This window comes from Methylophilus sp. QUAN, assembly GCF_015354445.1.
GTDB lineage: Bacteria > Pseudomonadota > Gammaproteobacteria > Burkholderiales > Methylophilaceae > Methylophilus.
In genome coordinates, this window is record NZ_JADKYT010000002.1 from 343,977 (window position 1) to 366,123 (window position 22,147).

Below are 22,147 nucleotides of genomic sequence, written 5' to 3' on the forward strand. Positions count from 1 at the left end.
AGATAATGCGATGAACAAACGATAAAAAACTTGCGGAGTAGTGACATGTCGGCTTTTGCCAAATTTTTAAAATGGGTTTTCTGGATAATCCTGTTGCCGGTCGTCTTGCTTGGTCTCTATACCTGGGGCAGCCTGAGCTGGGTCTACTCTGATGGTGAGCGCATCGGCTATGTGCAAAAACTGGCTCATAAAGGCTGGGTGTGTAAAACCTGGGAAGGCGAGTTGGTACTGGTGACTGTGCCGGGCACACAGGCCGAGAAGTTTTACTTTACTGTGCGCGATCCTGCCGTGATTAGCAAAGTGAATCAACTGGCCGGGGAGCGGGTACGCGTCATGTACAAAGAGCATAAAGGCGTGCCTTCAAGCTGCTTTGGCGAGACCAGTCATTATGTTTATGATGTGGATGTCATTAAAGAAGATTGACGCGTAGCGTGTCACTTTTTGTTGTTGCCAGCTTTATTCAGGCCTGCTGCTGGTCGGTTGAGCGTTTGCCACGGGCAGGCGAGTCAGTGGCAGCGACTGCTATGGCTAGCGAGACTGGCGGTAAGGGCTTTAATGTGGCCGTGGCCGCCCGTCGACTGGGAGCACCAGTATCGGTCATCATCGCGCTTGGTGAAGATGCCGCAGCAGAGGCTGCTTTGCAAGTGTTGCAACAACACGCTATTGCACCGATTTACGCTTATCGGCTGTCGCCACAATCAGGCCATGGCGCAGGTTTGATTGGCGCCGACGGCGCCAATATGGTCAGTGTCTATCTTGGTCCTAACCGATTGTTAACGGCAGCGCATGTTGCCAATGCGGCGTCCTCTATACAAGCGGCAACACTGGTCTATGCACAGTTTGAGACTTCATTGGCGGCGATTGAAAGCGCTTTTGCATTAGCCAGGCAAGCCCGGCGGCAGACTGTATTGAATCCTTCTCCCTGGCAGGCAATTTCGCCTGCTTTGCTTGCGCAGACCAGCATGCTTATATTAAATCAATCTGAGGCAGCACAGTTGCTGGCATGGCCTGCCGAGCTTATGACGCAGACGCCTGAGATCGCAATCAATGCATTACAACAAGCGATCAGCCGGTTTTACCAAACGTGGTCAGGCGAGTTGCTGGTGGTGACGCTGGGGGCATGGGGTAGCGTGGCCATGACGCACGCCGGGGAGTGGATTATTTCACCCGCGTTTGCAGTCGCGGCAGTCGACACGCTGGGGGCCGGGGATGCTTTTGCTGCGGCGCTGTGTGTGGCCTTGGCGCGTGGAGATGCGTTGCCACAAGCATTACAGTTTGCCAACGCTTGCGGCGCTATCGTTGCCCAACAGCCGGGCGTGCTGGGCGCCTTGCCTGACGCCGCGCAGGTCAGCACATTCATGCATCAGCGCCAGGCTACACTTCCAGTTTGATCCGGTAAGTATAGGCATCACCACGGAAGGTGCCCTCCACGTACTCCACCAGTTGCTGTTGTTGCGAGTAAGACTTGCGTTTGAGCAGCAAGCACGGGCTGCTTTGCCTGAAATCAAACACCCTGGACTCTTCATCGCTACTCATCACGGCTTCTATTGACTGCTCTGCCCAGCTCAGCTTAATGCAACATTGCTGCTCGAGGTGGTTGTATGCCGATCCTGAGGTATCCCAGTCTGCCATGCCAGGCGCCAGTGTTAAATCATACCAGGCCACTTCGCGCGTCATCGGCACTTCATTGCCCAGGCGGATTCTGATCAGGCGCAAGAATGTCGAGGTAGAGGGACGCTGGAAAATAGAGGCGATGGTACGGTCAGTGACTACCTCATGCGAAACAATGCGTGTGGAAGCGGTAATGCCTACTTCACGCATTTCTTCGGTAAAGCCTTTTAATTTACCCAAGGACGGACAGATTTTTGGCGCTGCTTTGACCAGTGTGCCTGCACGGCCATCGCTATCGATTTGTCCACTGGCACGTAACTCTTCATAGCAGCGGCGCACCGTTGTTCTACTGAGGTTCAGTGCTTCCGCCAGCATACGCTCTGAAGGCAAGCCGCTGCCATTTTCAATGGCCCCGGTTTCAATCAGCGTCAGGATATTGCGTTTGAGCTGTTGATAGTAAGGTTCAGAGGTCTTTTCACTGACCTTGAGCCTGGCAATCAATTCATCGTAATCATGCATCATCTCTGCATTATAAAACGACAAATCAATGGATGCGCATGCATTTCCGACGGCAACTTGTTAACTTAATTGTTTATATTGTAAATATTTATTGCATTTATAAATCCGTTATGGAACCATATAGATACCAAAAAAATACCATAAAGGGAGAATGCCATGACTGAGATTCAACATAAGTATCAAGCGCTGGGAGGCGAGCAGGGGCCGTTAGGCCGTGCAGTGAGCGAGGAGCAAGCAACGCCGAACGGCTTAGGATTTTTTCAGGATTTTGAACATGGCATGATTTTCTATCATGCTGATTATGGCGCGCATGTGTTGTCTGAGTCGGTAGAAAACAAGTGGAAATCCAGCATGCTGGCCAATGATATGGTAACTGGGACACAGCAGGCGATCCGTGATTACATGGGTTTCCCGATCTCAGATACCCTGCCGACTGGTGAGCGCGGTGAGGCCTGCTACTTTGAGCGAGGCATGATCGTCGTCAGGGCAAGTGGCAGCAGTGTGGTCATCTATGGCGAGTGTTATCAGGCATATCGTGCGCATGGTGACCTGCAGGGGGGGCTGGGTTTGCCGTTGAACGATCAGAAACTTTCCGCTGGCGGTGGTTATGTCGTGCAATGCGATCAGGCCGATATTTACTGGCATCCAACGACAGGCGCGTTTGAAGTACACGGCGCCATTTTGCAAAAGTACCGCAGTATGGGCGCAGAAAATGCATTTCTGGGCTACCCAATCAGTGATGAGCAGCCGGTATTCAAGGGTAGCCAGCAGATTGGTGCAGTGAGTCATTTTCAATCCGGCACTATTTACTGGAGTGCTCCAACTGGGGCGCATGAGGTGCATGGAGATTTGCTGACGGCTTACCAAACCCACCATCATGGCCCGGCAGGCGAGTTAGGTTTTCCGATCTCAGATGAAACCAATTCGCCTAACGATGTATGCCGTTTCAATAATTTTCAACACGGCATTTTGGTATGGCAGGCGGCGAATAGACAAGTGAGTTTGATTAACCGGCTCAAGTTGGTGGTCACCCGGCTGGAAACGGATGAAGATGATGATGACTTACTGGTACGTACGCAAGTACTGATCGACCATTTACAAGGCCAGCAAAAACGCTTTGACAAGCAGTTTGGCGAATACTCTAATCAAGGTACCAAAACCTTTAGCAATCCTGACGAAGGCTTTATTTGTGATTGCCCCATCAATGATGGCAATGCCATTTTGACGGTGAATATGCAGGCGTTTGATGTAGACGATGGTTTGAACTTCAACGATGACCTGATTGCACAATTCAGCAAGTCATTCGGCATTGAAACTCTATGGGATAGCTCTTTGCCAGACCTGCAAGGCAATGATCTCGGGACCTTTGCGCGTGGCCCGGATGGCAAGTTCCGCGCAAGTTTTACCGTGTTTACAGATCATCTGGTGGTGGATCCGACCGATAGTGCTCATTTCAGGGAAAATTTGTTCTGGAGTTTTAAGAACCCTAAAATTGCCAAGTTAAGCTTTGAAACCTGTGCTGCTACCTTTAGCGACTTAGAGGCTGACGATACCTGGTTTTTCCATCCGTTTAACCGCGCCTTTTATGAAACGGTGTACAAAAGCGCAGCCAAAACAGGCACCTGTTTTGGCATGTGCCTGGAGGCTATTTATGCCTTAAAAGGGGTGTCCAGCTCCCGGCAATTCATTTCACAGTATAGTTTCGATGCGCAACGCACCAGGGATATTTCCATCAAATTTGGCTATCAACTGGGCGGTAGCCAGGTGGGCTACATGATAGATGCGATTAAAAGCGGCCGCATGTGGGATCCAGCACAAAACTTTGAGTTTTCGCAAACGGCGTTTGAGCAGAAAAACTATAGTTTGTTGTGTTTATCCGAAGATATCTCACCTGTGGGCGGCCATGTGGTGCTGCCTTATCGCTGGGAAAAGCTCAGTGATGAAGAGTGGCGTATTTATGTCGCTAACCCTAATTCGCCTTTCTCCAAAGTAAAAAGCAATGAAGGTGGTGACCGCGTGATTACGGTGAATCCCAAAACCAATACTTTTGTCTATCAGCATGGCAAAGATAAAACCTGGAAAGGTGGGCAGGGCTTGTTTAATGGCGGGCGTATGTTTGCCATACCGTTTAGTGCGTTATCGACCCAACCGAGAACACCGTTTTGGGAAGCATTTTTGACCTTTATTACTGGCGGCATGTATTTGATTTTTGCCAGTGATTCGAGTGAGCTGGAGCAGGTCAGCAATGAGCAAGGTGAGACCTTGATCAATGCTGATGGCGGCTTGAATACGGATCGGGTAACGCGTATTAAAAACTTGTTCCCGGTTGAGCACCACGCGCAGAGAACGTTTTCTGATATCGCCAAACAGGTAGGCAAAATCAAAACCAGTCGCAATCTTGGTCAATTATTTAAACGTAAGCAGTTTAATCTCTATTATCTGAACCAACCTTTAGTGCGCGGCAAGATGTATCCCGATGTGGTATTGCATGTGAATCCAGACCTGGTGAGAACATTTCCAGGGCTGCAGTCAGAACAAAGCCCCACCGCACAACGGGTAGGCAAACTGTCGACCAAGTTTAAAACTAGCATTCATACACAGCCACTCACTCACTCAGCTGCCAGCGATACGACGCAAACAGTTGCTCGTGATGTCAGCGAGCATGTACAGAGTTCGGCGATTTTAGGTGAGGTATTGCGCAATAAACGGGCGCTGACACTCAAGGTGCGTAATCAAGCGCAGGGCGATTACCAGTTGGGGTTTGTCTCAGGTGGAGCAAAACTGATGTTGACGGCCAATTCAATACAAAATACCAGTGATATGGTGAGCATGTCTTTGGCAGGTAGCCGGCAACATTCATTTGTGTTTCAAGCGGGTGATCAAACCGCCAGCAAGCAGTTGACTCTCACGCTCACCAGTTACGATAACCAGCGCCGCTATGAGCTCAGTGGTTTGCAATTGCAAGCGCAGCAAACCATACAGTTGCAACATGATAATGCCTGCCGTAGTGTGCAGTTGCAAAGTGCAGGCCAGCCGGTGGCGTTTGACTTAAAAGTGTTCGTCAACAATCAATCTTCAGCGGCGATGAGTAAACGCGTGGAGTTTCCGGCGGATGTGGCCTTGAACTTCAGCCCGGTAGATTGGACCGCGCTGGAGCAAGGCGCGCTGGATACTGCATTAGAGTTGCAGTTGATTAATCCCTTGGATGGCAAATTAATCGAAACCAGACGCTTGTAATAAATGGCGTGATGTCTGCTGACAAACAACCATGCGCCAGTGAAGGCGCATGGTTGTTTTACCTAAACATTAAGCAATCAGGCGTAAGCGATCGAATTCATTTGCCTCGTCGGCATTGATTTTGAATTGATTCACGGATTCAACCAGCGTGTGCACTTGCTCCAGCATGCTTTCTGCCGCGGCCGCAGCCTCTTCAACTAGCGCCGCATTTTGCTGCGTGGTTTCATCAATTGAGGTCATGGACTCGTAGATTTGTTCCAGGCCGCTGCTTTGCTGGCCTGAGGCCTCAGAAATCGCCTGTATGCTGTGTGAGACTTGTTGTACGGCATGCACGATCTCATGCATGGTGTGGCCTGCCTGGCTCACTTGCTTGGCGCTAGCGTTGGTTTGCGAGACGGAGGCGGCAATCAGTTCCTTGATCTCTTTGGCAGAAGCCGCTGAGCGCTTGGCTAGGTTGCGCACTTCACCAGCAACCACGGCAAAGCCACGGCCTTCTTCGCCCGCGCGGGCGGCTTCCACGGCGGCATTGAGGGCCAGAATGTTAGTCTGGAAGGCGATGCTGTCAATCACGCCGGTAATTTGCGCAATTTGCGCCGAGGTTTCATTAATGCCTTGCATGGTGGTGGTTAAGGCATTAAACGCTTCGCCGCCCTGTAACGCCATCTGGTTTGCCTGGCTGGCTTGCACGCTGGCCTGTTGGGCATGCTCGGCAGTTTGCCGGATATTGTTGGTCAGGGTTTCGAGGTTGGCGGATGTTTCTTGTAGCGCATTAGCCTGCGTTTCAGTGCGGCGCGACAGGTCGTTGTTCCCTTTTTCAATTTCAGCCGCCGCAACATGGATCGTTTCTGCTGCCTGTTTGACCGTTTGTATCGGCGCCACCATGCGTTGCAGAATCTCCTGCGAACCTTGCAATGCTTCCCTGAAGTCTCCTGCGTGGGTAGTCACATCGACCAGGCTATACAACTGGCCTTGTTGCGCTTCGCCTGCGATCTGGCGGGTGTCTTCTACCAGACGGTTCACTGCCAAAATGCAGGTATTCAGGTTGTTGATCAGCACCTTGAAGTCGCCATGATATTGATTGTGGATCGGCGCAGGAATATCACCGGCAGCAATGCGTTTGACGCAGTCTGCGGCCACATGCAGCGGCGAAACCACCGCATCCAGCGTCTGGTTGATGCCCTGGATGATTTTCTGGAAATCACCGGCGTGCGCTTCAACATCGACGCGGGTATTTAACTGGCCTTGCTGCGCGGCCGAAGCCAGGTGATGCACATCGCTAATCAGTTGATGAATCGCACCCGTGCAGTGCTTGAGACTGGTTTGCATCAGGTTAAAGTCGCCGACAAAATGTTCTTCAATCTGTGTGGGGATATGTCCCGCAGCCATCTGGTCCAGATAGCGGGCGGTGGTTTGCAAAGGCACAACCACGGCGTCCAGTGTTTGGTTAAAGCCTGCGACGATCTGTTGAAACTCACCCTGGTGGCGGGACACATCGACGCGGATATTCAGTTGGCCCTGCTCGGCGGCCTGCGACAGGGTATGGACGTCGTTCATCAGCAGGTTAAAGTTCTGGCGTACTTGTTCAATGCTCTGGTTGATATAGCTGCGCTGGCCGGGGAAGGTTTCCAGTGGCTGGTTAAAGTCGCCCTGGCCAAAGGCGGTTACTACTTGCAGGGATTTTGTCTGCGCCAGAATATGTTCTTCTACCATCTGGTTGATGCCAGTGGTGAGTTGCTGATAAGCACCATGAAACGGCTGGCTGTCGATACGGTAATCAATCATGCCGTCACGGTGCTGGCTGGACATTTCATTGAGGGATTGCACGATACTTTGAATCGTCGACTGCATGCGGTGCATTTCGCGCAGCAGTTTGCCGGTTTCGTCATTGGTCGTTGGCGCGTCTTGTGAAATGAACTCACCATTGGCAATGTGTTGTGACAAGGTCAATGCCTGTTTGAGCGGCATAGTAATCGAGCGCGTCATTTTCCAGGCAATGGCCATCGCCATGAGCACGGCAATCAATAAGGCAATTTCGATGTGTTTGTTGGCCTTGGCAATGGTGGAGGCAAACTGGCTGGAGGCATCAGTGACGCCAGCAATATTCATATCCATCAGCAGCCGCAGCGAATGGCTCAATGGTTTGTCAGCGCCTTTGACTGTGGCATCAATGTCAGTCACGCTCATGCCGTCATCTTTCAGTGCTTCGCAACGCTTGATGGCTTCGCGGTAGGTGTTCACGGCCAGACTGATGTTGCCTAAGATTTCCTGTTCCTGCTGATTGATCTCGCCGGTAGCGGCATACGCTTTCATGGCTTGTTCGATATCATCCATGCTGTGTTGAAACTTGCTGGCTTCACGGCCCCCGCGCAGCACGTAGTTTTTAAAATGGTGTACGGCATCGCCCAGGCCTTTGCTGGCGTTTTCAATCTGAGTTCTTTTCACCAACTGGATGTTTTCAAAATGTTGCCAGGTGTGATTAATGTGGTTGAAGCCGCGCCAGGCAATCACAAAAATAAAGGTGGTAAACAAGATCAGCAGCGCGTAGCCCAAAAACAAGCGGGTGCCTACATTTAAATGAGCGATGGATTTCTTCATGCAATTCCTCTGGATAATACTGGGTAAGTCAGCAACATTGCGTTGCCACGGGCGTCACGCTTTGCGACGCACAACCCATTTACGTAAAATAAATTGGTAAATGAAGGCTTTTAAAAAAAGCTTCACAAAAGATTCATAAAGCGAGCTTGGGCGCCATTTCAGCGCAGGGGATGGTTGTGGCGGTAATCCGTTGTATGATGACGCGATTGATGACCGCCTACACAATAGAGTTGGGTTTAGATGGCTGAACAGAAAAATTACATTACGCCGGAAGGCTATGCCGCGCTGGAAAAAGAATTTCAATACCTAATTAAGGTTGACCGGCCTGAAGTGGTGCGTGTGGTGAGCTGGGCCGCCGGCAATGGTGACCGCAGCGAAAACGGCGATTATATTTATGGTAAAAAGCGCCTGCGCCAGATTGATGGGCGTATTCGCTTTTTGACCAAGCGCATGGATGCCGCGGAGATTGTCTACAGCAATACGCAGACCAACACTGAAAAAGTGTATTTTGGCGCCTGGGTGACGCTGTTCAACCTGGGGGATGATAGCGAAATCACTGTCCGTATAGTCGGTCAGGACGAATTGGATCCTGCGCAGGGTTATATTTCATGGGTGTCGCCCATGGCCAAAGCACTGTTGGCAAAAAACTTGGGAGATACCGTGCGCGTGGTCACGCCTGGGGCAGATATTGAATATGAAATTATCGATATCCGTTATGCATAAAAACAAAAATTAAGCGGTGACTTGAACTAATCACCATTTGGCCTTATCTTAGCCGTATATGCGAAAACGCCTTTGCCTGTTCCTGATTTGCTGGTTGCCATGCTTTGTCATGGCCGCCAACGTCATGTCATTGCAAATGGCCCTGGCAGAGCAGACATTCATTAGCACTGCCCAGGCACAGCATGATGAGATGCCGTGCCATCATATGGCAGATGAGCATCAAGACATGCATCACGCAGCTGGCGATCAAACCACCTCTAAGCATCATTGCACAGTGTGTGGCTTTTGCATGGTCACGACTGGTGTTGCTCATTTAGACGCGTTTCCAACCGTTTCCCTCATTGCACAGTCTAGCGCTGCCCCGTTGTTTGCGGCCGATCCTGTGCACTCTCAAACTTACCCCCCGGCGATCAAACCACCCATATTCAGCTAACACACAGGACAAGTCCGTCCACCCGTTTTGTTAGATTGAATATGGAGGCTATATGTTTAAGCAACATCATGTTGCGCTTGGTGCCTTACTTCTCTCCCAGTTAATGATGCCTGCTCATGCGGCGGCACTCATGGGCTTTGAAGATAGCGCCATGCTCATGACCGAAATCGGTCGCTATAACCAGGAATGGATGTTGAACTACTCGCCCGCGCTTGGGCATGCCATCGGCGTTGAGCAGATGCGCATGTCGGGCAAAGGTGAGCAGGCCACCACTATCTCTGGCATCAATTACACCGGCCTCATCAAGCGCTGGAACCTGCCATCGGCGCAAGCCAATGTCTGGTTCAACGGCAGCGTGGGCGAAGCCCGTGGCCAGTATGACGGCTTTGCCTACACGCCCAGCTTGCAGTTCGATATGGAATCCACGCGGCTGTATTTTCTGGCCAAAGCCCGCATGATCCGTGCGCCCAATATGAACTACGACACTGCCGCGGTGCAGGCCGGGTTTTCGTTTTATGAAACCGGCTTTAACCAGACGCAGCCGTGGTTTGTGATTGAGGCTAAAACCATGCGTAACAACGATCCCGGCCTGCAAATCACCCCGGCGTTGCGCTTGATCAACAAAAATTACTTTCTTGAATTTGGTGTCACCAACCCGTGGCAGGGCGAGGGCTTTGCGCCGCGCCTGAATGCCATGTTTGTGTTTTAACCAATTAACTTTTAAAGGATATTGAAATGAAAAAATTATTAGTGACTTTGATGTTGTCTGCCATGGCTCCTGCGGCATTTGCCGTGACCACGATTAAGGCCGAAGTGAACGGCATGGTGTGTGCATTTTGTGCCAAAGGCATAGAGAAAAAACTCAATGCCTTGCCACAAAAACAGGCGGCCTTTGTTGACCTCAAGAGCCGCGTGGTGGCCTTGCAGTTGAAAGATGGCCAGGACGTGTCGAATGAGGCCTTTAGCAAAGTGATTCAGGATGCCGGTTACTCGGTGGGCAAGCTGGAGCGCGTTAATCAGACCGTAGAGGCGATCCAGGCAGAGGTGGCCAAGGCCGAGAAGGCAGGCAGCAAGTGATGGCGGCAGAAATCAACCATCTGCAAGCCAGCCGGCGGCTTAACTTACTCTCGCTATTCACCAGTGGTTCGACGCTGATTTGTTGTGCGCTGCCAGCGACGCTGGTGGCCATCGGTTCAGTGGCGACCTTGACCAGCCTCATCAGTCATTTTCCGCAATTGATCTGGATCAGCGAGCATAAGCCACTGGTGTTTGGTATGGCTGGCGTCATGCTGTTGCTGGCAGGCATCATGCAATGGCGGGCACGGTTGCTGCCGTGCCCAACCGACCCGCAATTGGCCGCGTTATGCACGAAAACGCGGCGCCAAAGTGTCTGGATTTACTGGTTCTCGGTGATTATTTTTCTGGTGGGTGCTTTTTTTGCATTTGTGGCACCGTTGTTCATTTAGGATTACGTCATGAAAAAAAGCCGACTGAATAGTCGGCTTTTTGATTGTTATCTCAAGGTTATTTCGGTGTTGTTTGAGATTCAGGCTCAGCAACAAAGATTTCTACACGGCGGTTTTTCGCACGATTAGCCTCAGTATCATTGGCTGCTAACGGTTCATGTGAGCCGCGGCCATCAATGGTGATGCGGCTAAATGCAATGCCGCGCTCGGTCAGGTAATTACGGGCGCTGGCGGCACGATTCACTGACAACGGATCATTGACTGCATCTGAGCCGCTACTGTCCGTGTGGCCAACGATATTGACGCGTGCTGCTGGGTTATTTTGTAAGCCAGTGGCAAATTTATCCAGGATAGGGCGCAGGTTAGGTTTGATATTGGATTTGCCTTTATCAAACGAAATATCACTCGGGATTTCTAACTTGAGCTGGTTGTTTTCTGTTTTGGTCACTGCAACGCCCGTGCCCGCTGTTGCCTGTTCCATTTCCTGTTTCTGGGCTTCCATTTTTTTGGACCAGATGTTACCCGCAATTGCACCGGCACCGGCACCGACGGCGGCACCGATGACCGCACCTTTACCGCCACCAGCCACTGCACCAATGACACCACCAGCTGCTGCGCCTATGCCTGCGCCTTTCGCTGTCCCTTTCTGGGTTTCGCTCATATTTGCGCAACCGGACAAGCCAATCGCTGCCGTTAAGACTGAGGCTGTGATTATTTTATGCATTCTTTTCTCCCTAATTTAAGTAAACATGTGTTGCTTTTGTTTGTCCATCAGGAGTGAGGGAAGTTCAGTCCTCAACACGTCCTAATTGCGTATAATCTCACGGTTGATTAAAGCAAATTATATTTATGCCGTTGAATAGATAGATAAACGTCAGTCATATTCCGCCACAAACAAAGTGAATGATAGAGAGTACGCAGGTCAGGGTTCATGGTGCCACCAGTCATATTAGATATTGAAGCATCCGGTTTCGGCGCGGGCAGTTATCCGGTCGAGATTGGTTACGTCGATACCAGGGGCGAAGTGTGGAGTGCGCAGGTGCAGCCGCATAGTGACTGGCTGCATTGGGATAAAGAGGCTGAAAAACTGCACCAGCAGTCGCGACAGTCACTTGAGGCGCATGGGCAAACGGCGCAAGAAATTGCCGCGCATCTTAATCGTGTGTTTGCTGGCCAGACGGTTTATACCGATGGCTGGTACCAGGACTTTGTCTGGTTGCATAGCTTGTATGAAGCGGCTGGTTTGACTCCACGTTTCAAGCTGGAAGATTTAAGTGTGACGTTAACGCCTGAGCAACAGGCGGTCTGGCATGAGACCAAGCAAGCGGTGAGAGATCGTTTTGCCTTGCAGCAGCATAGAGCCTCTACCGATGCCAAAGTGTTGCAGCTAACCTGGATAACAACTGCTGAAATGGCTGCTGCGTTGACTGAGTAATGCTGGCTGTTGACATAACAAAGCCCCGATAAGGGGCTTTGTTGTTTTTCAGCGCTTATTTACAGCTCTTTTTGGCATCGACTTCAAACTCAATATCCACATCGGTCCATGTTTTACCCTGATGGAACGCCTGTGTACAAATACGGCCGAACTTCTCAAACGCGCTGCCACCATTAAAGTCTTTGATAATATCCAGCGTGCCTTTGGCTTGCAAATGACCATTCTTCTCGGTGACTTTCATCGGGATGACTTTGGTCACGTCGTTCATGGTCACGGCCAACTGTAAGTCATTGCCCTGAATTTTCTCAATTTTGGCGGTGATCTTGCCTGGATTGGCAAAGTTTTTAAACAGGCCAGTCACGACATTCATATTACGGATATTGGCCAGGGCAGGGTCCCAGGTGCCGCCTTTACCATTGTTCAAGTCATTTGAGGTATCCAGCGAAGTGCTGTCGATATCAATGGTTGCACCTTCGAGCTTGCCGGTAGCAGAGGCCAGTTGATATTTTTTAAAGGTATTTTTGGTGACGACATACGATTTGTCTGGCGCACCAAACGCGGTGAATGAGAACTTAAAGGATTTTTCATCTGGGGTGTAAGTACAGCTGTTTGCCCATACCGCGCTGCTTAATAAACTGCCAATGATTGCTGTTAATGCACGTGCTTGCCACATATTCATATCCATTTCCTGCCTTATTGTTGATCTGGTTAAACGCGTAAATGATTGCGATCGCTCGCTTATTTATAGTAATGATAATCATTATCAATTGCAATCGTTACAGCAAAATTAGAAGGTTTATTTATCATAGCGTCCGCTCACACCTTGCTGTTAGCCATAACGCCACATGCTTATGAGCTACATGAATTCAGTTACAATCAATGACTTTTTCGCGCTATCCATGCCTGTTGTCAGATGACTCATCCAGCACATACAAAATCAACCTGGGATATTTTCTGCAAGGTCGTCGATAATTTTGGCGACATAGGCGTGTGCTGGCGGCTAGCGCGGCAACTGGCTGATGAATACGATCTCAGCATTCGTTTGTGGGTCGACGATATCGCACTGGCGCAGCAGTTTGCCAGGGAAGGGCATGCGCGTATCAGTTTGCAGCATTGGATTGAGGCTGATTTTTCGCAGGCAGCCGATGTGGTGATAGAAACCTTTGGTTGCGGCTTGCCAGAGGCTTACCAGCAACACATGATCAGCCAGCGTTCCATGTGGGTAAACGTTGATTATTTGTCTGCAGAAAGCTGGGTAGACAGTTTTCACGCGCAACCCTCGCCGCAGGCGAATGGGTTGGTGCGCCATTTCTTTTATCCTGGCTTTACGCAAGCGACAGGGGGGCTGTTACGCGAGGCCAGTTTGCCAGCGTTGCAAGCCAGCGCGCATTGGCAGGATTTGTGCCTGGAACCGGCGCCCGATCAACTGACATTGTCACTGTTTTGTTATACGCACGCGCCCTTGGCAGCACTGGTAGAGAGCCTGCAGGCTTCAACTGTGCCTGTACGCGTATTGGTGCCGCAGACGGTGGCGCCCATGTTGGCCGCGGTGCTTGAGATAAATGATTGGCAAGTGGGAGAGTGCGTTAAACGTCAGCAATGCGAGTTTTTAGTCATTCCGTTTTTATCGCAAGCCGATTACGACCGTTTGCTGTGCCTGTGTGATTTTAATTTTGTGCGCGGTGAAGATAGCTGGATTCGCGCTTTGTGGGCGGGTAAGCCGATGATCTGGTTGCCTTACCAGCAAAGCGAAGACACGCACCTGGTGAAACTGAATGCGTTTATGGATCATTATCTGGCGCAGGCCGATGCCGCATTGGCTGAAGTCATACGCCATGCGATGCTGGCGTGGGCGCAGGGGGATTGGCAAGACGCCGATTGGCAGTCATTGCTAGCCGTGTTGCCGCAGTTGGCGCAGCACGCCAGTACCTTCAAATCAACGCAATCCCAACAGGCTGACCTGGCGACTAACTTGGTGATTTTTATTGAGAAATGTCGTACACATCGGGTATAATTCCGCGCTTTCAAATCCCGCATACAAATTAAGGCTTATTTATGAAAATCGCTCAAGACCTCCGCGTTGGCAACGTAGTGATGATTGGCAACGACCCGATGGTAGTTGTAAAAACCGAATACAACAAATCCGGCCGTAATGCGGCTGTGGTGAAAATGAAAATGAAAAACTTGTTGACTGAAGCGCCAAGCGAAAACGTTTACAGCGCACAAGACAAGTTTGATGTGATCGTATTGGAAAAGAAAGAAGTGACTTACTCTTACTTTGCTGATCCTACTTATGTATTTATGGACGCTGAGTACAACCAATATGACGTAGATGCCGAGTTTATGGAAGATGCGCTGCCATACCTGGAAGATGGTATGCCATGTGAAGTGCGTTTCTACGACGGCAAAGCCATTTCTATCGAATTGCCAACCACTGTTGTGCGTGAAATCACTTACACTGAGCCAGCTGTAAAAGGCGATACGTCAGGTAAAGTGATGAAACCAGCCAAGATTGCGACTGGTTTTGAGATACCAGTGCCACTGTTTGTGAGCCAGGGTGACAAGATCGAGATCGATACACGTACTGGTGAATACCGTAACCGTGTGATGAAATAATTCATCTTATCCGTTTTTAAAAAACCCTGGCTTGTCCGGGGTTTTTTATTGCCTATTGATTGCATCCAAGCGGTTGGAGTTTAGAGTAGCGGGGGAAATAATGCGTGCATTGTCAGGAATCATTCACTATTTGCCATGAATTTTTTTCAATGACAATCGTTGCAGCTTTACATCATTTCAATATTGGGGGATGCAATGCGTTGCCTGCAAGTTAATACTAAACATGTCTTACCGACATTATTGTTTGCTGGAGGAGTACTTTTCACCAGTCTACCAGCCAGTACAGCGGAGGATCCAAGATCACTCAAACATCCGCTGATAGGCTACTGGGAGTCGCGTGTGCCTGAGAATGGCTGCCTGGAAAGCTATTGGTTCAAAGAAGACGGGAGCGCAGTATTTACCAGTGGCGATGAGCAGTTGGAAGCGCACTATGAGGTGACGCCGCAGCCTGATGCGCATGGTTTTTTTAAATTGAATCACCGTGTGACGCTTAGCAACAAGGCGCTGGACTGTACTAAACAAAGTTCTGAAATCAATAGTGAGCAAACCAGCTTTCTGTTGTTTAAGCCTGACGGCAGCAGTTTTATCTCCTGTGACAACGATGATCCCTCCCTTGAGAACTGCTTTGGTCCCATCGAGTTAAAAAATAACGCGAGCAGAAGTTTGCGCTAAGCCTGGTAAGCAAGGTCTATGTGGCTGGAAAAGATGCGCTTATTCAGGCGGCTTGCCCCTGCGCTGGTGGTTTGCCTGGGGTTAACGGTCGGGCATTCTACTCAGGCGATTATTCATGGCCTGACATTCCCAGGGATGGCCATCTCCACCGTCAAGTTAAGCATTCAGCATGCACATTTCTTGCAATCAGTCGAAAAGTGGGAGTATTACGATTCGATTTGCAGCGCTGCAATTGTGGGCCTTAAGCCGCTGACGCTGATCACTGCCGCGCATTGCCTGAAGGAGGTGCGTGTCAGTGGTTCACAATCATTACCCGTGTTGTCCATCGCGCAACCTGAGTTGTTAGGGATAGAGCAAATCACTCTCAAACAGGCTTTTTACCGGCCTTTTGAAGCGGTGTCCGAGGATTTGACGCAAGACATTGCTGTGCTGGTGTTTGATGCCAAAGTGAACAGTCTGATACAACCTTTACGCATCAGGCTGGACGATACCTTGCCTGAGCTGCTGATGATCTGTGGCTACGGGCGTGGATATGGTGAAGCTGACACGCGGCATCCGCGTTGCGGTGAGCGTAAACCACTACACGATTTATCGGACTTCTACCAAGTATTGCCTAAAGCCTACCGCGATATGGATGAAATGCTGCATCTGCAAGCACAAACCCAGTTTGCTTACACGCAAGAGTTAGTGCATGCTGAAAAGGCCTTGCTGGCTGTGAATCGCCTGAATGAGGCGGATCAATATGATCATACGATTCCCATGCCCACGGTCGGGGACTCAGGCGGGCCATGGCTGGTACTCAATGCATGGGGGCAATACGAGTTGCTGGCCATCACCAGTCTGGTAGAGCGTTTTTACAATCCCAGTGCTAATTGGCCGTTTTTTCAAAAACAGGTGCCACTCTCAGAGTATCCATATATTGCCTATGGTTTACGCTTGAGCCATCCTGAGGTATTAGGCTTTTTACAATATGCGCGGCATAGTGGTGCCGATATCCAGTTCACGTCGGCACCACTATTTCCACATACTCGCAGATCTCAATAAACCTGTGTGGTGAGTCAGTGGTCAGGCATTCAGTTTGGCATCAACCTCTTGTTCAGCTTGCAGCCAGTAGTCCATATGGTTATGACCAAAGCCACTTTTCTCGGAAATGTAATAAGCCGCCACTTCAATCATTTTATAGCGGTCTTCACTGGTAATAATGGCTGGCTTGGCTGTTTTTTTACGGGGGCTAGCTGGTTTTGAGGTTTTTTCTTTGGGAGCCGCTTTTTTTGCGGCGGTGGTTTTTTTCGCTGGGGACTCAGTTGCTTTGGTGGCTGCCATACAATTCTCCTTGGTCTAGAGGTGAGTGAAATAGCGTCGGCTTGTGGCCGCTGTAAAGCTATATTAAGAGTGAGCTGGGTTCAGCGTCAAGACATCATCGGCAATCTATTTGATCTACATTAAATTTTCACTGGTAATTTTTGTGTTTGAGGTTGAATTGTGTCGCGTGTTTGGCCTAAAAAGCCATGGTTGCCGCAAAAGCAACTTCCAAAGACTGCCTATTTATGGTGTAGTTACCCGCTCATTGAATTGGAACAACCGTATGTATAAAAAAGCGCTTACCTCACTGACCATATTGTTTTTTATGATGGGGTTTATCACCTGCTTGAATGATATTCTGGTGCCATATCTGAAAGCCATTTTTGCCCTGACTTATAGCCAGGCAGCGCTTATTCAGTTCTGTTTTTTTGCGGCTTATGGCCTGACCTCCATCCCGTTCAGTAAATTGATTGAAAACATCGGCTATCAAAAAGGCATGGTGGTTGGTTTTGCGCTGGCGGCACTTGGTTGCCTGCTGTTTTACCCGGCCGTACTGTTACATACGTATGCATTGTTTTTAGGCGCATTGTTTGTGCTGGCCTCTGGCATTGTGCTGTTGCAAGTGGCGGCTAACCCATGTGTCTCTATCATTGGCCCGCAGGAGACTGCATCCTCACGGCTGACCATGGCACAGGCCTTCAATTCACTGGGAACGTTTGTCGCGCCATTTTTTGGGGCTTATTTCATCCTGTCCGGTTTAACTAACTCTGTTTATGCCGAGGGCGTGGTTTACCCGTACTTCTTGATTGCGGCGGTATTAATTGTGATTGCGCTAGTGCTTTCACGTATTAACCTGACAGGGATGGAAACTCGCCAAGCCGATGACACTGGCTGGCTGGAAGTCTTGCAAGAAAAAAACCTGTTGCTGGGCGTGATTGGTATTTTTGCCTATGTCGGTGCCGAAGTGGCGATAGGCAGTTTTCTGGTGAACTATGTCATGGAAATTCTGCATGTGCCAGAAACGGAAGCTGCGCCTTTGATTGCCTTGTACTGGGGTGGAGCCATGGTCGGACGGTTTATCGGTATTTTTACCCTGAAAGCCTTTGCGCCTGCCAAGGTGCTGCTGACACATGCCTTGCTGTCCGTGTTATTGATCCTAGTTTCAATGCAAACCACGGGAGCCGTTGCGATTGGTAGCATGGTGCTGGTTGGTTTGTGTAACTCGATTATGTTTCCAACTATTTTTACCCTGAGTATCCGCGGCCTAAAAGCCGGGCAGGAGAAAAAAGGCTCTGGTTTGCTGGCTACGGCGATTTTAGGTGGTGCCGTGGTGCCGTTGCTGACAGGGTTGCTGGCTGACAGAGTGGGCTTGCATCATGCGTTTGTGCTGCCAGTCATTTGTTATGCTTATATTGCGTGGCTAGGCGTTAGAAGTTTGCACAGTAGTATCAGGCAATCATGATTAGTCTTGTTATTCTGTAATCGTTCAATTACAATTATTGTATGTACATAGTCAAACGCACGGCAGAGTTTGATGTATGGTTATATGGTCTTAAAGATTATGTCGTTCGTCTCCGTTTGGCGAGACGCTTAGATAAGGCACAACGTGGTGTGCTGGGTGACGTAAAGCCGGTAGGCCAAGGTGTGATGGAAATGCGTGAGTTCTTTGGGCCGGGCTGGCGTATGTATTTTGTACAACGGAATGATGTATTGATTGTGATGTTAGGTGGCGGTGACAAATCTACCCAAGCTGCCGATATCGCCAGAGCCATCCAGTTAATCCAACAGTTGGAAGATTAAACCATGCGTGAAAAAATCAAGATTTCAGAGCTTCCCGACTTTGATATGGCTGAGCATATTAAAACCGAGGCAGATATTGCGGCCTATTTAAATATGGTGCTGGAAGAAGGTGATGGTGCTGAGTTGGCGCATGCCTTAGGCGTGATTGCCCGCGCAAAAGGCATGGCAGAAATTGCTGAAAAAAGTGGTATTACCCGTGAGGCACTTTATAAAGCGCTCAGGCCTAATGCGCAGCCACGCTTTGATACGGTAAATAAGGTGATGCAGGCCATGGGGGTAAAATTGCAGGCGCGGGTTTGAGTGGTGAGGTTGTATTCGTCGGATTTAGAGGGGGTCTGCCCTGCAAGCTACAGAGTAGCTGAGGGTCTACATCAAATTGTATCTAATTAATTTCGGTTGTATCCAAACTCACCTCTGCTTAAGAGAGCTTCCTTCCAATAAATTTCGCGTGAAATAATTTCCTTGTCATCTGTTTTCATCGGTCGATATTCCAGTAAAGAGAACCTGAAGTTGTCACGCGCATACTGCTTTCCTTTAATCTGTATTAATTTGGTAAGTTCATCGTTGTGACCATGACCATTGCCAATATAGCAAGACCATCTAGACCAAATTCCGGTAGTACCGTAGGCTGAACCAACATACTTCCTGCCATTACTTTTATCCATTATTAGATAAACACCTTTTACATTTAGTAGGGCTGCCCGCCAATCCGGCTTTGACGTAAGAAAGATATTCTCCAAGACATTAAAATCGTGATTAATACGCTCGTAACCACAAAATAATGCCCCTGTATATTCCTCTCGCAGTATTTCAGAAACTTTAAACTCTTCTAAATAGTTTTCAAGTTTTCGTGATTTGGCCCTGCCTGACCTTTTCCAAGTAAGTTTAAGCCTTCCGATATAGGGAATAAATTGATCAGTAAGAGCCACCTCGTAACCTTTACTTCTGGTCGTGCCTAATCTCTTGATAACTTCATAAACACCACCAAACAACCATTCATTAGGCTCATGGTAGTACTCCATTAAACTGAATATGTATTGACGATTAAAGTCATCTTTCTCACTACGCCAAGAATTCCAGCCTTTCCATTCTTCTCTGTCGCGTACGAATACCTCAAGAGGGTGAACATGCCCATTCCAGTTTGCTAAGTGAATTTTATAGTCTTTGGGATTCTCAAAAGCGAGAATGTCATTGAGATTTATGTCCATGCTGTTTTATGGTTAGCTTTACTTATGTCGCCTACATAGCGATATCGATTTATGGTTCTATATGATAATAACTTGCCTAAATAAAATGCAAATGCTCGGTTAATGTCCGTTGGTTATGCCGACGTTCCGCCTACTGTTAAGCCATCAATTTTCAACGTCGGTTGGCCTACGCCCACCGGCACACTTTGACCTTCCTTGCCGCAAGTACCTACACCGCTATCCAGTGCCATGTCATTGCCTACCATGCTGACTTTGGTCAACACGTCCGGGCCGTTGCCAATGAGTGTAGCGCCTTTGACTGGGTAGGTGATTTTGCCGTCTTCGATCATATAGGCTTCAGCGGCGCTGAATACGAATTTACCGCTGGTAATGTCGACCTGGCCGCCGCCAAAGTTGGCGGCGTAGAGGCCTTTTTTCACCGACTTGATAATCTCTTGCGGGTCTTTGTCGCCGTTGAGCATATAGGTGTTGGTCATGCGCGGCATCGGGATGTGCGCGTAGCTTTCGCGGCGTGCGTTGCCGGTCAGGCCCATGCCCATAAGACGTGCATTCAGTGTGTCCTGGATATAGCCACGCAAAATGCCATCTTCAATCAGCACAGTGTTTTGTGGGGCATTGCCTTCGTCGTCCATGGTCAGTGAGCCGCGACGGTCTTGTATCGTACCATCGTCAACAATAGTGATGCCTTTGGCAGCCACCTGCTGGCCGATCATATTGCTGAAGGCGCTGCTGCCTTTGCGGTTAAAGTCACCTTCTAGGCCGTGGCCGATGGCTTCGTGCAGCAAAATGCCTGGCCAGCCATTGCCTAGCACAACGGTCATGCTGCCAGCCGGGGCAGGGCGAGCCTCTAGGTTAACCAGTGCCTGATGCGCGGCTTTGCGGGCGTAGTCTTGCAAGACGTCATCGGTGAAGTAGCTGTAATCAAAACGGCCACCGCCGCCGCTGGAACCTTGTTCGCGACGGCCGTTGTGTTCGGCAATCACTTGCAGCGACAAGCGCACCAGTGGGCGAACATCGCCTGCCATGACGCCGTCACTGCGTGCCACCAAGACAACTTCATATTCTGCGGCTATCGAGGCCATCACTTGTGTGATACGCGGGTCTTGCGCTTTGGCATAACGCTCGAGTTTTTCCAGCAGTTTGACCTTGGCATCAGCACTCAGGCTGGCAATCGGGTCTTGCGGCAAATACAACGGCGTATGGCTGCGCGTAATAATGCTGTGGCCGGTTTTTTCCTGGCCCAGGTTGGCAATGGCGCGCGTGGCACTTGCCGCTTGTTGCAGGGCATCAAGATGAATGTCGTCGGAATAGGCAAAGGCGGTTTTTTCACCGCTGACGGCACGGACACCTACGCCCTGGTCAATATTAAAGCTGCCGGATTTGACCTGACCTTCTTCCAGCCCCCACGATTCGCTACGGCTGTATTGAAAATATAGGTCAGCATAGTCGATGTTGTGCGTCATCATGCCGGACAATACATTGGTTAAAGCGCTTTGATCCAGTCCGGCCGGGCGGAGTAGCAAGTCGTTGGCAGTGGTGAGTAGCGTTTGCATAATGGGCTAAATAGTGAGTTAACTTGTTAAATCGTTATGGTTGGAGTCTAGGACTGGCTAAAGAGTGCCATACAGGCACTCAGCGTTTTCATTAAATTGCCTTAATGGTTTTGTGTTTAAGCGCAGGGAGGCTTTGGCGCAGGTTTTTAATATAGTTGCGGTTAACATTAGCGACTACAATCCCTGAGCCACGCGGCAGGCGATCCAGCACCACCCCCCAAGGGTCCACAATCATGCTGTTGCCATGTGTTTCGCGGCCAGAGAGGTGATACCCCCCTTGCGCTGAGGCGATGACATAACTCAGGTTTTCTACGGCACGCGCACGCACCAGCGTTTCCCAGTGGGCTTTGCCGGTGGTTTCGGTAAACGCTGAGGGCACAACGATCATATCGACTTCGCCCATGGCGCGGAACAGCTCCGGGAAGCGCAGGTCGTAGCAAATCGAGAGGCCAATACGGCCAAATGGCGTATCCACGGTCACCACAGTGTCACCAGGTTCTATGGTGTTTTCTTCATGGTAATGTTCGGTGCCCATATCGAGGCCGAACAAGTGGATTTTATCGTAGCGCGCCACTTGCTCGCCTTTTTCGTTGTATACCAGGCAGCTATTGCGCACTTTGTTGGCGTAGTGACTTTCCAGCGGCACCGTCCCGGCGACAATCCAGATTTTGTAAGCCTTGGCGGTTTTGCTTAGAAACTGCTGAATCGGGCCATCATCTGGTTTTTCGCGAATGGTCACCTTGTCGAAATCTTTCAGGCCCATGATGCAAAAGTATTCCGGCAGCACCACCAGTTTGGCCCCGGCCTTGGCCGCCGACTCGATCAGCCGTTTGGCTTCGACCAGATTGGCTGCTACGTTAGGGCTGGACGCCATTTGGATTGCCGCAACTTTAACGATGTCATCGTTAGCGGCGGATTTGAGTTTTTTAGTTTTTTTCTCAGCCATGGCAAAGGTTCCGTTGAAATAATAGTGATAG

Annotated in this window: 24 protein-coding genes; 16 read left to right on the forward strand and 8 right to left on the reverse strand. The window is 49.8% G+C overall.

Going from position 1 to position 22,147, the window contains the following annotated elements; genetic code table 11:
- Positions 1-45: 45 nt before the first annotated feature.
- Positions 46-423 (forward strand): hypothetical protein, encoded by a 378-nt coding sequence (locus tag INP79_RS10190; protein ID WP_047517420.1) that lies wholly within the window; start codon positions 46-48, stop codon positions 421-423.
- A gap of 8 nt (positions 424-431) precedes the next feature.
- Positions 432-1,391 carry a ribokinase gene (locus INP79_RS10195; protein ID WP_370583255.1) on the forward strand — a complete coding sequence of 320 codons (960 nt, stop codon included), beginning with the start codon at positions 432-434 and terminating at the stop codon, positions 1,389-1,391.
- Here INP79_RS10195 and INP79_RS10200 read toward each other — a convergent pair.
- Positions 1,375-2,130 carry a GntR family transcriptional regulator gene (locus tag INP79_RS10200; protein WP_194754175.1) on the reverse strand — a complete coding sequence of 252 codons (756 nt, stop codon included), beginning with the start codon at positions 2,128-2,130 and terminating at the stop codon, positions 1,375-1,377. The genes INP79_RS10195 and INP79_RS10200 overlap by 17 nt on opposite strands.
- Positions 2,131-2,286: 156 nt before the next feature.
- Here INP79_RS10200 and INP79_RS10205 point away from each other — a divergent pair, with 156 nt between their 5' ends.
- Positions 2,287-5,367, forward strand: coding sequence for an LGFP repeat-containing protein (locus INP79_RS10205; protein ID WP_194754176.1), 3,081 nt, complete (start codon positions 2,287-2,289; stop codon positions 5,365-5,367).
- Between the two features lie 69 nt (positions 5,368-5,436).
- Here INP79_RS10205 and INP79_RS10210 read toward each other — a convergent pair whose 3' ends face one another.
- Positions 5,437-7,962 carry a methyl-accepting chemotaxis protein gene (locus tag INP79_RS10210; RefSeq protein WP_194754177.1) on the reverse strand — a complete coding sequence of 842 codons (2,526 nt, stop codon included), beginning with the start codon at positions 7,960-7,962 and terminating at the stop codon, positions 5,437-5,439.
- Between the two features lie 240 nt (positions 7,963-8,202).
- Between INP79_RS10210 and greB the strand changes: the two genes are divergently transcribed.
- Genes greB through INP79_RS10235 form a run of 5 tightly spaced genes read left to right on the forward strand, consistent with a single transcriptional unit; the run spans position 8,203 to position 10,584 of the window.
- Positions 8,203-8,685, forward strand: coding sequence for a transcription elongation factor GreB (gene greB / locus INP79_RS10215; protein ID WP_194742564.1), 483 nt, complete (start codon positions 8,203-8,205; stop codon positions 8,683-8,685).
- Positions 8,686-8,743: 58 nt separating this feature from the next.
- Entirely contained in the window at positions 8,744-9,118 is a 375-nt protein-coding gene (locus INP79_RS10220; protein WP_194754178.1) for a hypothetical protein, read from the forward strand.
- A gap of 52 nt (positions 9,119-9,170) precedes the next feature.
- On the forward strand, positions 9,171-9,827 hold the full coding sequence (locus tag INP79_RS10225; protein WP_194754179.1) for a hypothetical protein: 657 nt from the start codon (positions 9,171-9,173) through the stop codon (positions 9,825-9,827).
- Positions 9,828-9,853: 26 nt separating this feature from the next.
- Positions 9,854-10,195, forward strand: a complete 342-nt coding sequence (locus INP79_RS10230; protein WP_194754180.1) for a heavy-metal-associated domain-containing protein — start codon at positions 9,854-9,856, stop codon at positions 10,193-10,195.
- Entirely contained in the window at positions 10,195-10,584 is a 390-nt protein-coding gene (locus tag INP79_RS10235; RefSeq protein WP_194754181.1) for a hypothetical protein, read from the forward strand. The genes INP79_RS10230 and INP79_RS10235 overlap by 1 nt, the downstream gene beginning before the upstream one ends.
- Before the next feature lie 58 nt (positions 10,585-10,642).
- Here INP79_RS10235 and INP79_RS10240 read toward each other — a convergent pair whose 3' ends face one another.
- A complete protein-coding gene (locus INP79_RS10240; protein ID WP_194754182.1) occupies positions 10,643-11,308 on the reverse strand; it encodes an OmpA family protein in 666 nt (221 codons plus the stop codon).
- A gap of 207 nt (positions 11,309-11,515) precedes the next feature.
- Here INP79_RS10240 and INP79_RS10245 point away from each other — a divergent pair, with 207 nt between their 5' ends.
- A complete protein-coding gene (locus tag INP79_RS10245; RefSeq protein WP_194754183.1) occupies positions 11,516-12,019 on the forward strand; it encodes a hypothetical protein in 504 nt (167 codons plus the stop codon).
- Between the two features lie 55 nt (positions 12,020-12,074).
- On the opposite strand, the gene INP79_RS10250 is transcribed toward INP79_RS10245, so the two are convergent.
- On the reverse strand, positions 12,075-12,698 hold the full coding sequence (locus tag INP79_RS10250; RefSeq protein ID WP_194754184.1) for a YceI family protein: 624 nt from the start codon (positions 12,696-12,698) through the stop codon (positions 12,075-12,077).
- A gap of 234 nt (positions 12,699-12,932) precedes the next feature.
- On the opposite strand from INP79_RS10250, the gene earP reads away from it, so the two are divergent.
- The 4 genes from earP (at position 12,933) to INP79_RS10270 (ending at position 16,351) form a co-directional block, all read left to right on the forward strand.
- The gene (gene earP / locus INP79_RS10255; protein WP_194754185.1) at positions 12,933-14,033 is read left to right on the forward strand and encodes an elongation factor P maturation arginine rhamnosyltransferase EarP; all 1,101 of its coding nucleotides are present in this window, start codon (positions 12,933-12,935) and stop codon (positions 14,031-14,033) included.
- 41 nt (positions 14,034-14,074) lie between these two features.
- On the forward strand, positions 14,075-14,635 hold the full coding sequence (gene efp / locus INP79_RS10260) for an elongation factor P (protein ID WP_194742573.1): 561 nt from the start codon (positions 14,075-14,077) through the stop codon (positions 14,633-14,635).
- Between the two features lie 195 nt (positions 14,636-14,830).
- Positions 14,831-15,307: a hypothetical protein gene (locus INP79_RS10265; protein WP_194754186.1), complete on the forward strand. Its 477-nt coding sequence runs from the start codon at positions 14,831-14,833 to the stop codon at positions 15,305-15,307.
- Between the two features lie 18 nt (positions 15,308-15,325).
- On the forward strand, positions 15,326-16,351 hold the full coding sequence (locus INP79_RS10270) for a trypsin-like serine protease (RefSeq protein ID WP_228519857.1): 1,026 nt from the start codon (positions 15,326-15,328) through the stop codon (positions 16,349-16,351).
- 21 nt (positions 16,352-16,372) lie between these two features.
- On the opposite strand, the gene INP79_RS10275 is transcribed toward INP79_RS10270, so the two are convergent.
- Positions 16,373-16,630, reverse strand: a complete 258-nt coding sequence (locus INP79_RS10275) for a DUF2934 domain-containing protein (protein WP_194754187.1) — start codon at positions 16,628-16,630, stop codon at positions 16,373-16,375.
- 262 nt (positions 16,631-16,892) lie between these two features.
- On the opposite strand from INP79_RS10275, the gene INP79_RS10280 reads away from it, so the two are divergent.
- From INP79_RS10280 to INP79_RS10290, 3 genes are read left to right on the forward strand one after another with little or no spacing between them, the layout of a single operon-like run.
- On the forward strand, positions 16,893-18,071 hold the full coding sequence (locus tag INP79_RS10280; RefSeq protein ID WP_194754188.1) for a sugar MFS transporter: 1,179 nt from the start codon (positions 16,893-16,895) through the stop codon (positions 18,069-18,071).
- A gap of 41 nt (positions 18,072-18,112) precedes the next feature.
- On the forward strand, positions 18,113-18,409 hold the full coding sequence (locus tag INP79_RS10285; protein WP_194754189.1) for a type II toxin-antitoxin system RelE/ParE family toxin: 297 nt from the start codon (positions 18,113-18,115) through the stop codon (positions 18,407-18,409).
- A 3-nt stretch (positions 18,410-18,412) separates the two neighbouring features.
- Positions 18,413-18,709, forward strand: coding sequence for an addiction module antidote protein (locus INP79_RS10290; protein ID WP_194754190.1), 297 nt, complete (start codon positions 18,413-18,415; stop codon positions 18,707-18,709).
- An 86-nt stretch (positions 18,710-18,795) separates the two neighbouring features.
- On the opposite strand, the gene INP79_RS10295 is transcribed toward INP79_RS10290, so the two are convergent.
- The 3 genes from INP79_RS10295 to INP79_RS10305 all read right to left on the reverse strand — a co-directional run bounded on the left by INP79_RS10295 (position 18,796) and on the right by INP79_RS10305 (position 22,116).
- Complete coding sequence (locus INP79_RS10295) at positions 18,796-19,617, reverse strand: GIY-YIG nuclease family protein (protein ID WP_194754191.1); 822 nt, start codon at positions 19,615-19,617, stop codon at positions 18,796-18,798.
- A 113-nt stretch (positions 19,618-19,730) separates the two neighbouring features.
- On the reverse strand, positions 19,731-21,170 hold the full coding sequence (tldD, locus tag INP79_RS10300) for a metalloprotease TldD (RefSeq protein ID WP_194742579.1): 1,440 nt from the start codon (positions 21,168-21,170) through the stop codon (positions 19,731-19,733).
- A 91-nt stretch (positions 21,171-21,261) separates the two neighbouring features.
- Positions 21,262-22,116, reverse strand: coding sequence for a carbon-nitrogen hydrolase family protein (locus INP79_RS10305; RefSeq protein WP_194754192.1), 855 nt, complete (start codon positions 22,114-22,116; stop codon positions 21,262-21,264).
- Positions 22,117-22,147 lie beyond the last annotated feature (31 nt).

Bases quoted from the DNA above. Each gene is read 5' to 3' on its own strand.
- INP79_RS10190 (WP_047517420.1), top strand. From the start codon at position 46: ATGTCGGCTTTTGCCAAATTTTTAAAATGGGTTTTCTGGATAATCCTG.
- INP79_RS10200 (WP_194754175.1), bottom strand. From the start codon at position 2,130: ATGCATGATTACGATGAATTGATTGCCAGGCTCAAGGTCAGTGAAAAG.
- INP79_RS10205 (WP_194754176.1), top strand. From the start codon at position 2,287: ATGACTGAGATTCAACATAAGTATCAAGCGCTGGGAGGCGAGCAGGGG.
- INP79_RS10210 (WP_194754177.1), bottom strand. From the start codon at position 7,962: ATGAAGAAATCCATCGCTCATTTAAATGTAGGCACCCGCTTGTTTTTG.
- greB (WP_194742564.1), top strand. From the start codon at position 8,203: ATGGCTGAACAGAAAAATTACATTACGCCGGAAGGCTATGCCGCGCTG.
- INP79_RS10220 (WP_194754178.1), top strand. From the start codon at position 8,744: ATGCGAAAACGCCTTTGCCTGTTCCTGATTTGCTGGTTGCCATGCTTT.
- INP79_RS10225 (WP_194754179.1), top strand. From the start codon at position 9,171: ATGTTTAAGCAACATCATGTTGCGCTTGGTGCCTTACTTCTCTCCCAG.
- INP79_RS10230 (WP_194754180.1), top strand. From the start codon at position 9,854: ATGAAAAAATTATTAGTGACTTTGATGTTGTCTGCCATGGCTCCTGCG.
- INP79_RS10235 (WP_194754181.1), top strand. From the start codon at position 10,195: ATGGCGGCAGAAATCAACCATCTGCAAGCCAGCCGGCGGCTTAACTTA.
- INP79_RS10240 (WP_194754182.1), bottom strand. From the start codon at position 11,308: ATGCATAAAATAATCACAGCCTCAGTCTTAACGGCAGCGATTGGCTTG.
- INP79_RS10245 (WP_194754183.1), top strand. From the start codon at position 11,516: ATGGTGCCACCAGTCATATTAGATATTGAAGCATCCGGTTTCGGCGCG.
- INP79_RS10250 (WP_194754184.1), bottom strand. From the start codon at position 12,698: ATGAATATGTGGCAAGCACGTGCATTAACAGCAATCATTGGCAGTTTA.
- earP (WP_194754185.1), top strand. From the start codon at position 12,933: ATGACTCATCCAGCACATACAAAATCAACCTGGGATATTTTCTGCAAG.
- efp (WP_194742573.1), top strand. From the start codon at position 14,075: ATGAAAATCGCTCAAGACCTCCGCGTTGGCAACGTAGTGATGATTGGC.
- INP79_RS10265 (WP_194754186.1), top strand. From the start codon at position 14,831: ATGCGTTGCCTGCAAGTTAATACTAAACATGTCTTACCGACATTATTG.
- INP79_RS10270 (WP_228519857.1), top strand. From the start codon at position 15,326: ATGTGGCTGGAAAAGATGCGCTTATTCAGGCGGCTTGCCCCTGCGCTG.
- INP79_RS10275 (WP_194754187.1), bottom strand. From the start codon at position 16,630: ATGGCAGCCACCAAAGCAACTGAGTCCCCAGCGAAAAAAACCACCGCC.
- INP79_RS10280 (WP_194754188.1), top strand. From the start codon at position 16,893: ATGTATAAAAAAGCGCTTACCTCACTGACCATATTGTTTTTTATGATG.
- INP79_RS10285 (WP_194754189.1), top strand. From the start codon at position 18,113: ATGTACATAGTCAAACGCACGGCAGAGTTTGATGTATGGTTATATGGT.
- INP79_RS10290 (WP_194754190.1), top strand. From the start codon at position 18,413: ATGCGTGAAAAAATCAAGATTTCAGAGCTTCCCGACTTTGATATGGCT.
- INP79_RS10295 (WP_194754191.1), bottom strand. From the start codon at position 19,617: ATGGACATAAATCTCAATGACATTCTCGCTTTTGAGAATCCCAAAGAC.
- tldD (WP_194742579.1), bottom strand. From the start codon at position 21,170: ATGCAAACGCTACTCACCACTGCCAACGACTTGCTACTCCGCCCGGCC.
- INP79_RS10305 (WP_194754192.1), bottom strand. From the start codon at position 22,116: ATGGCTGAGAAAAAAACTAAAAAACTCAAATCCGCCGCTAACGATGAC.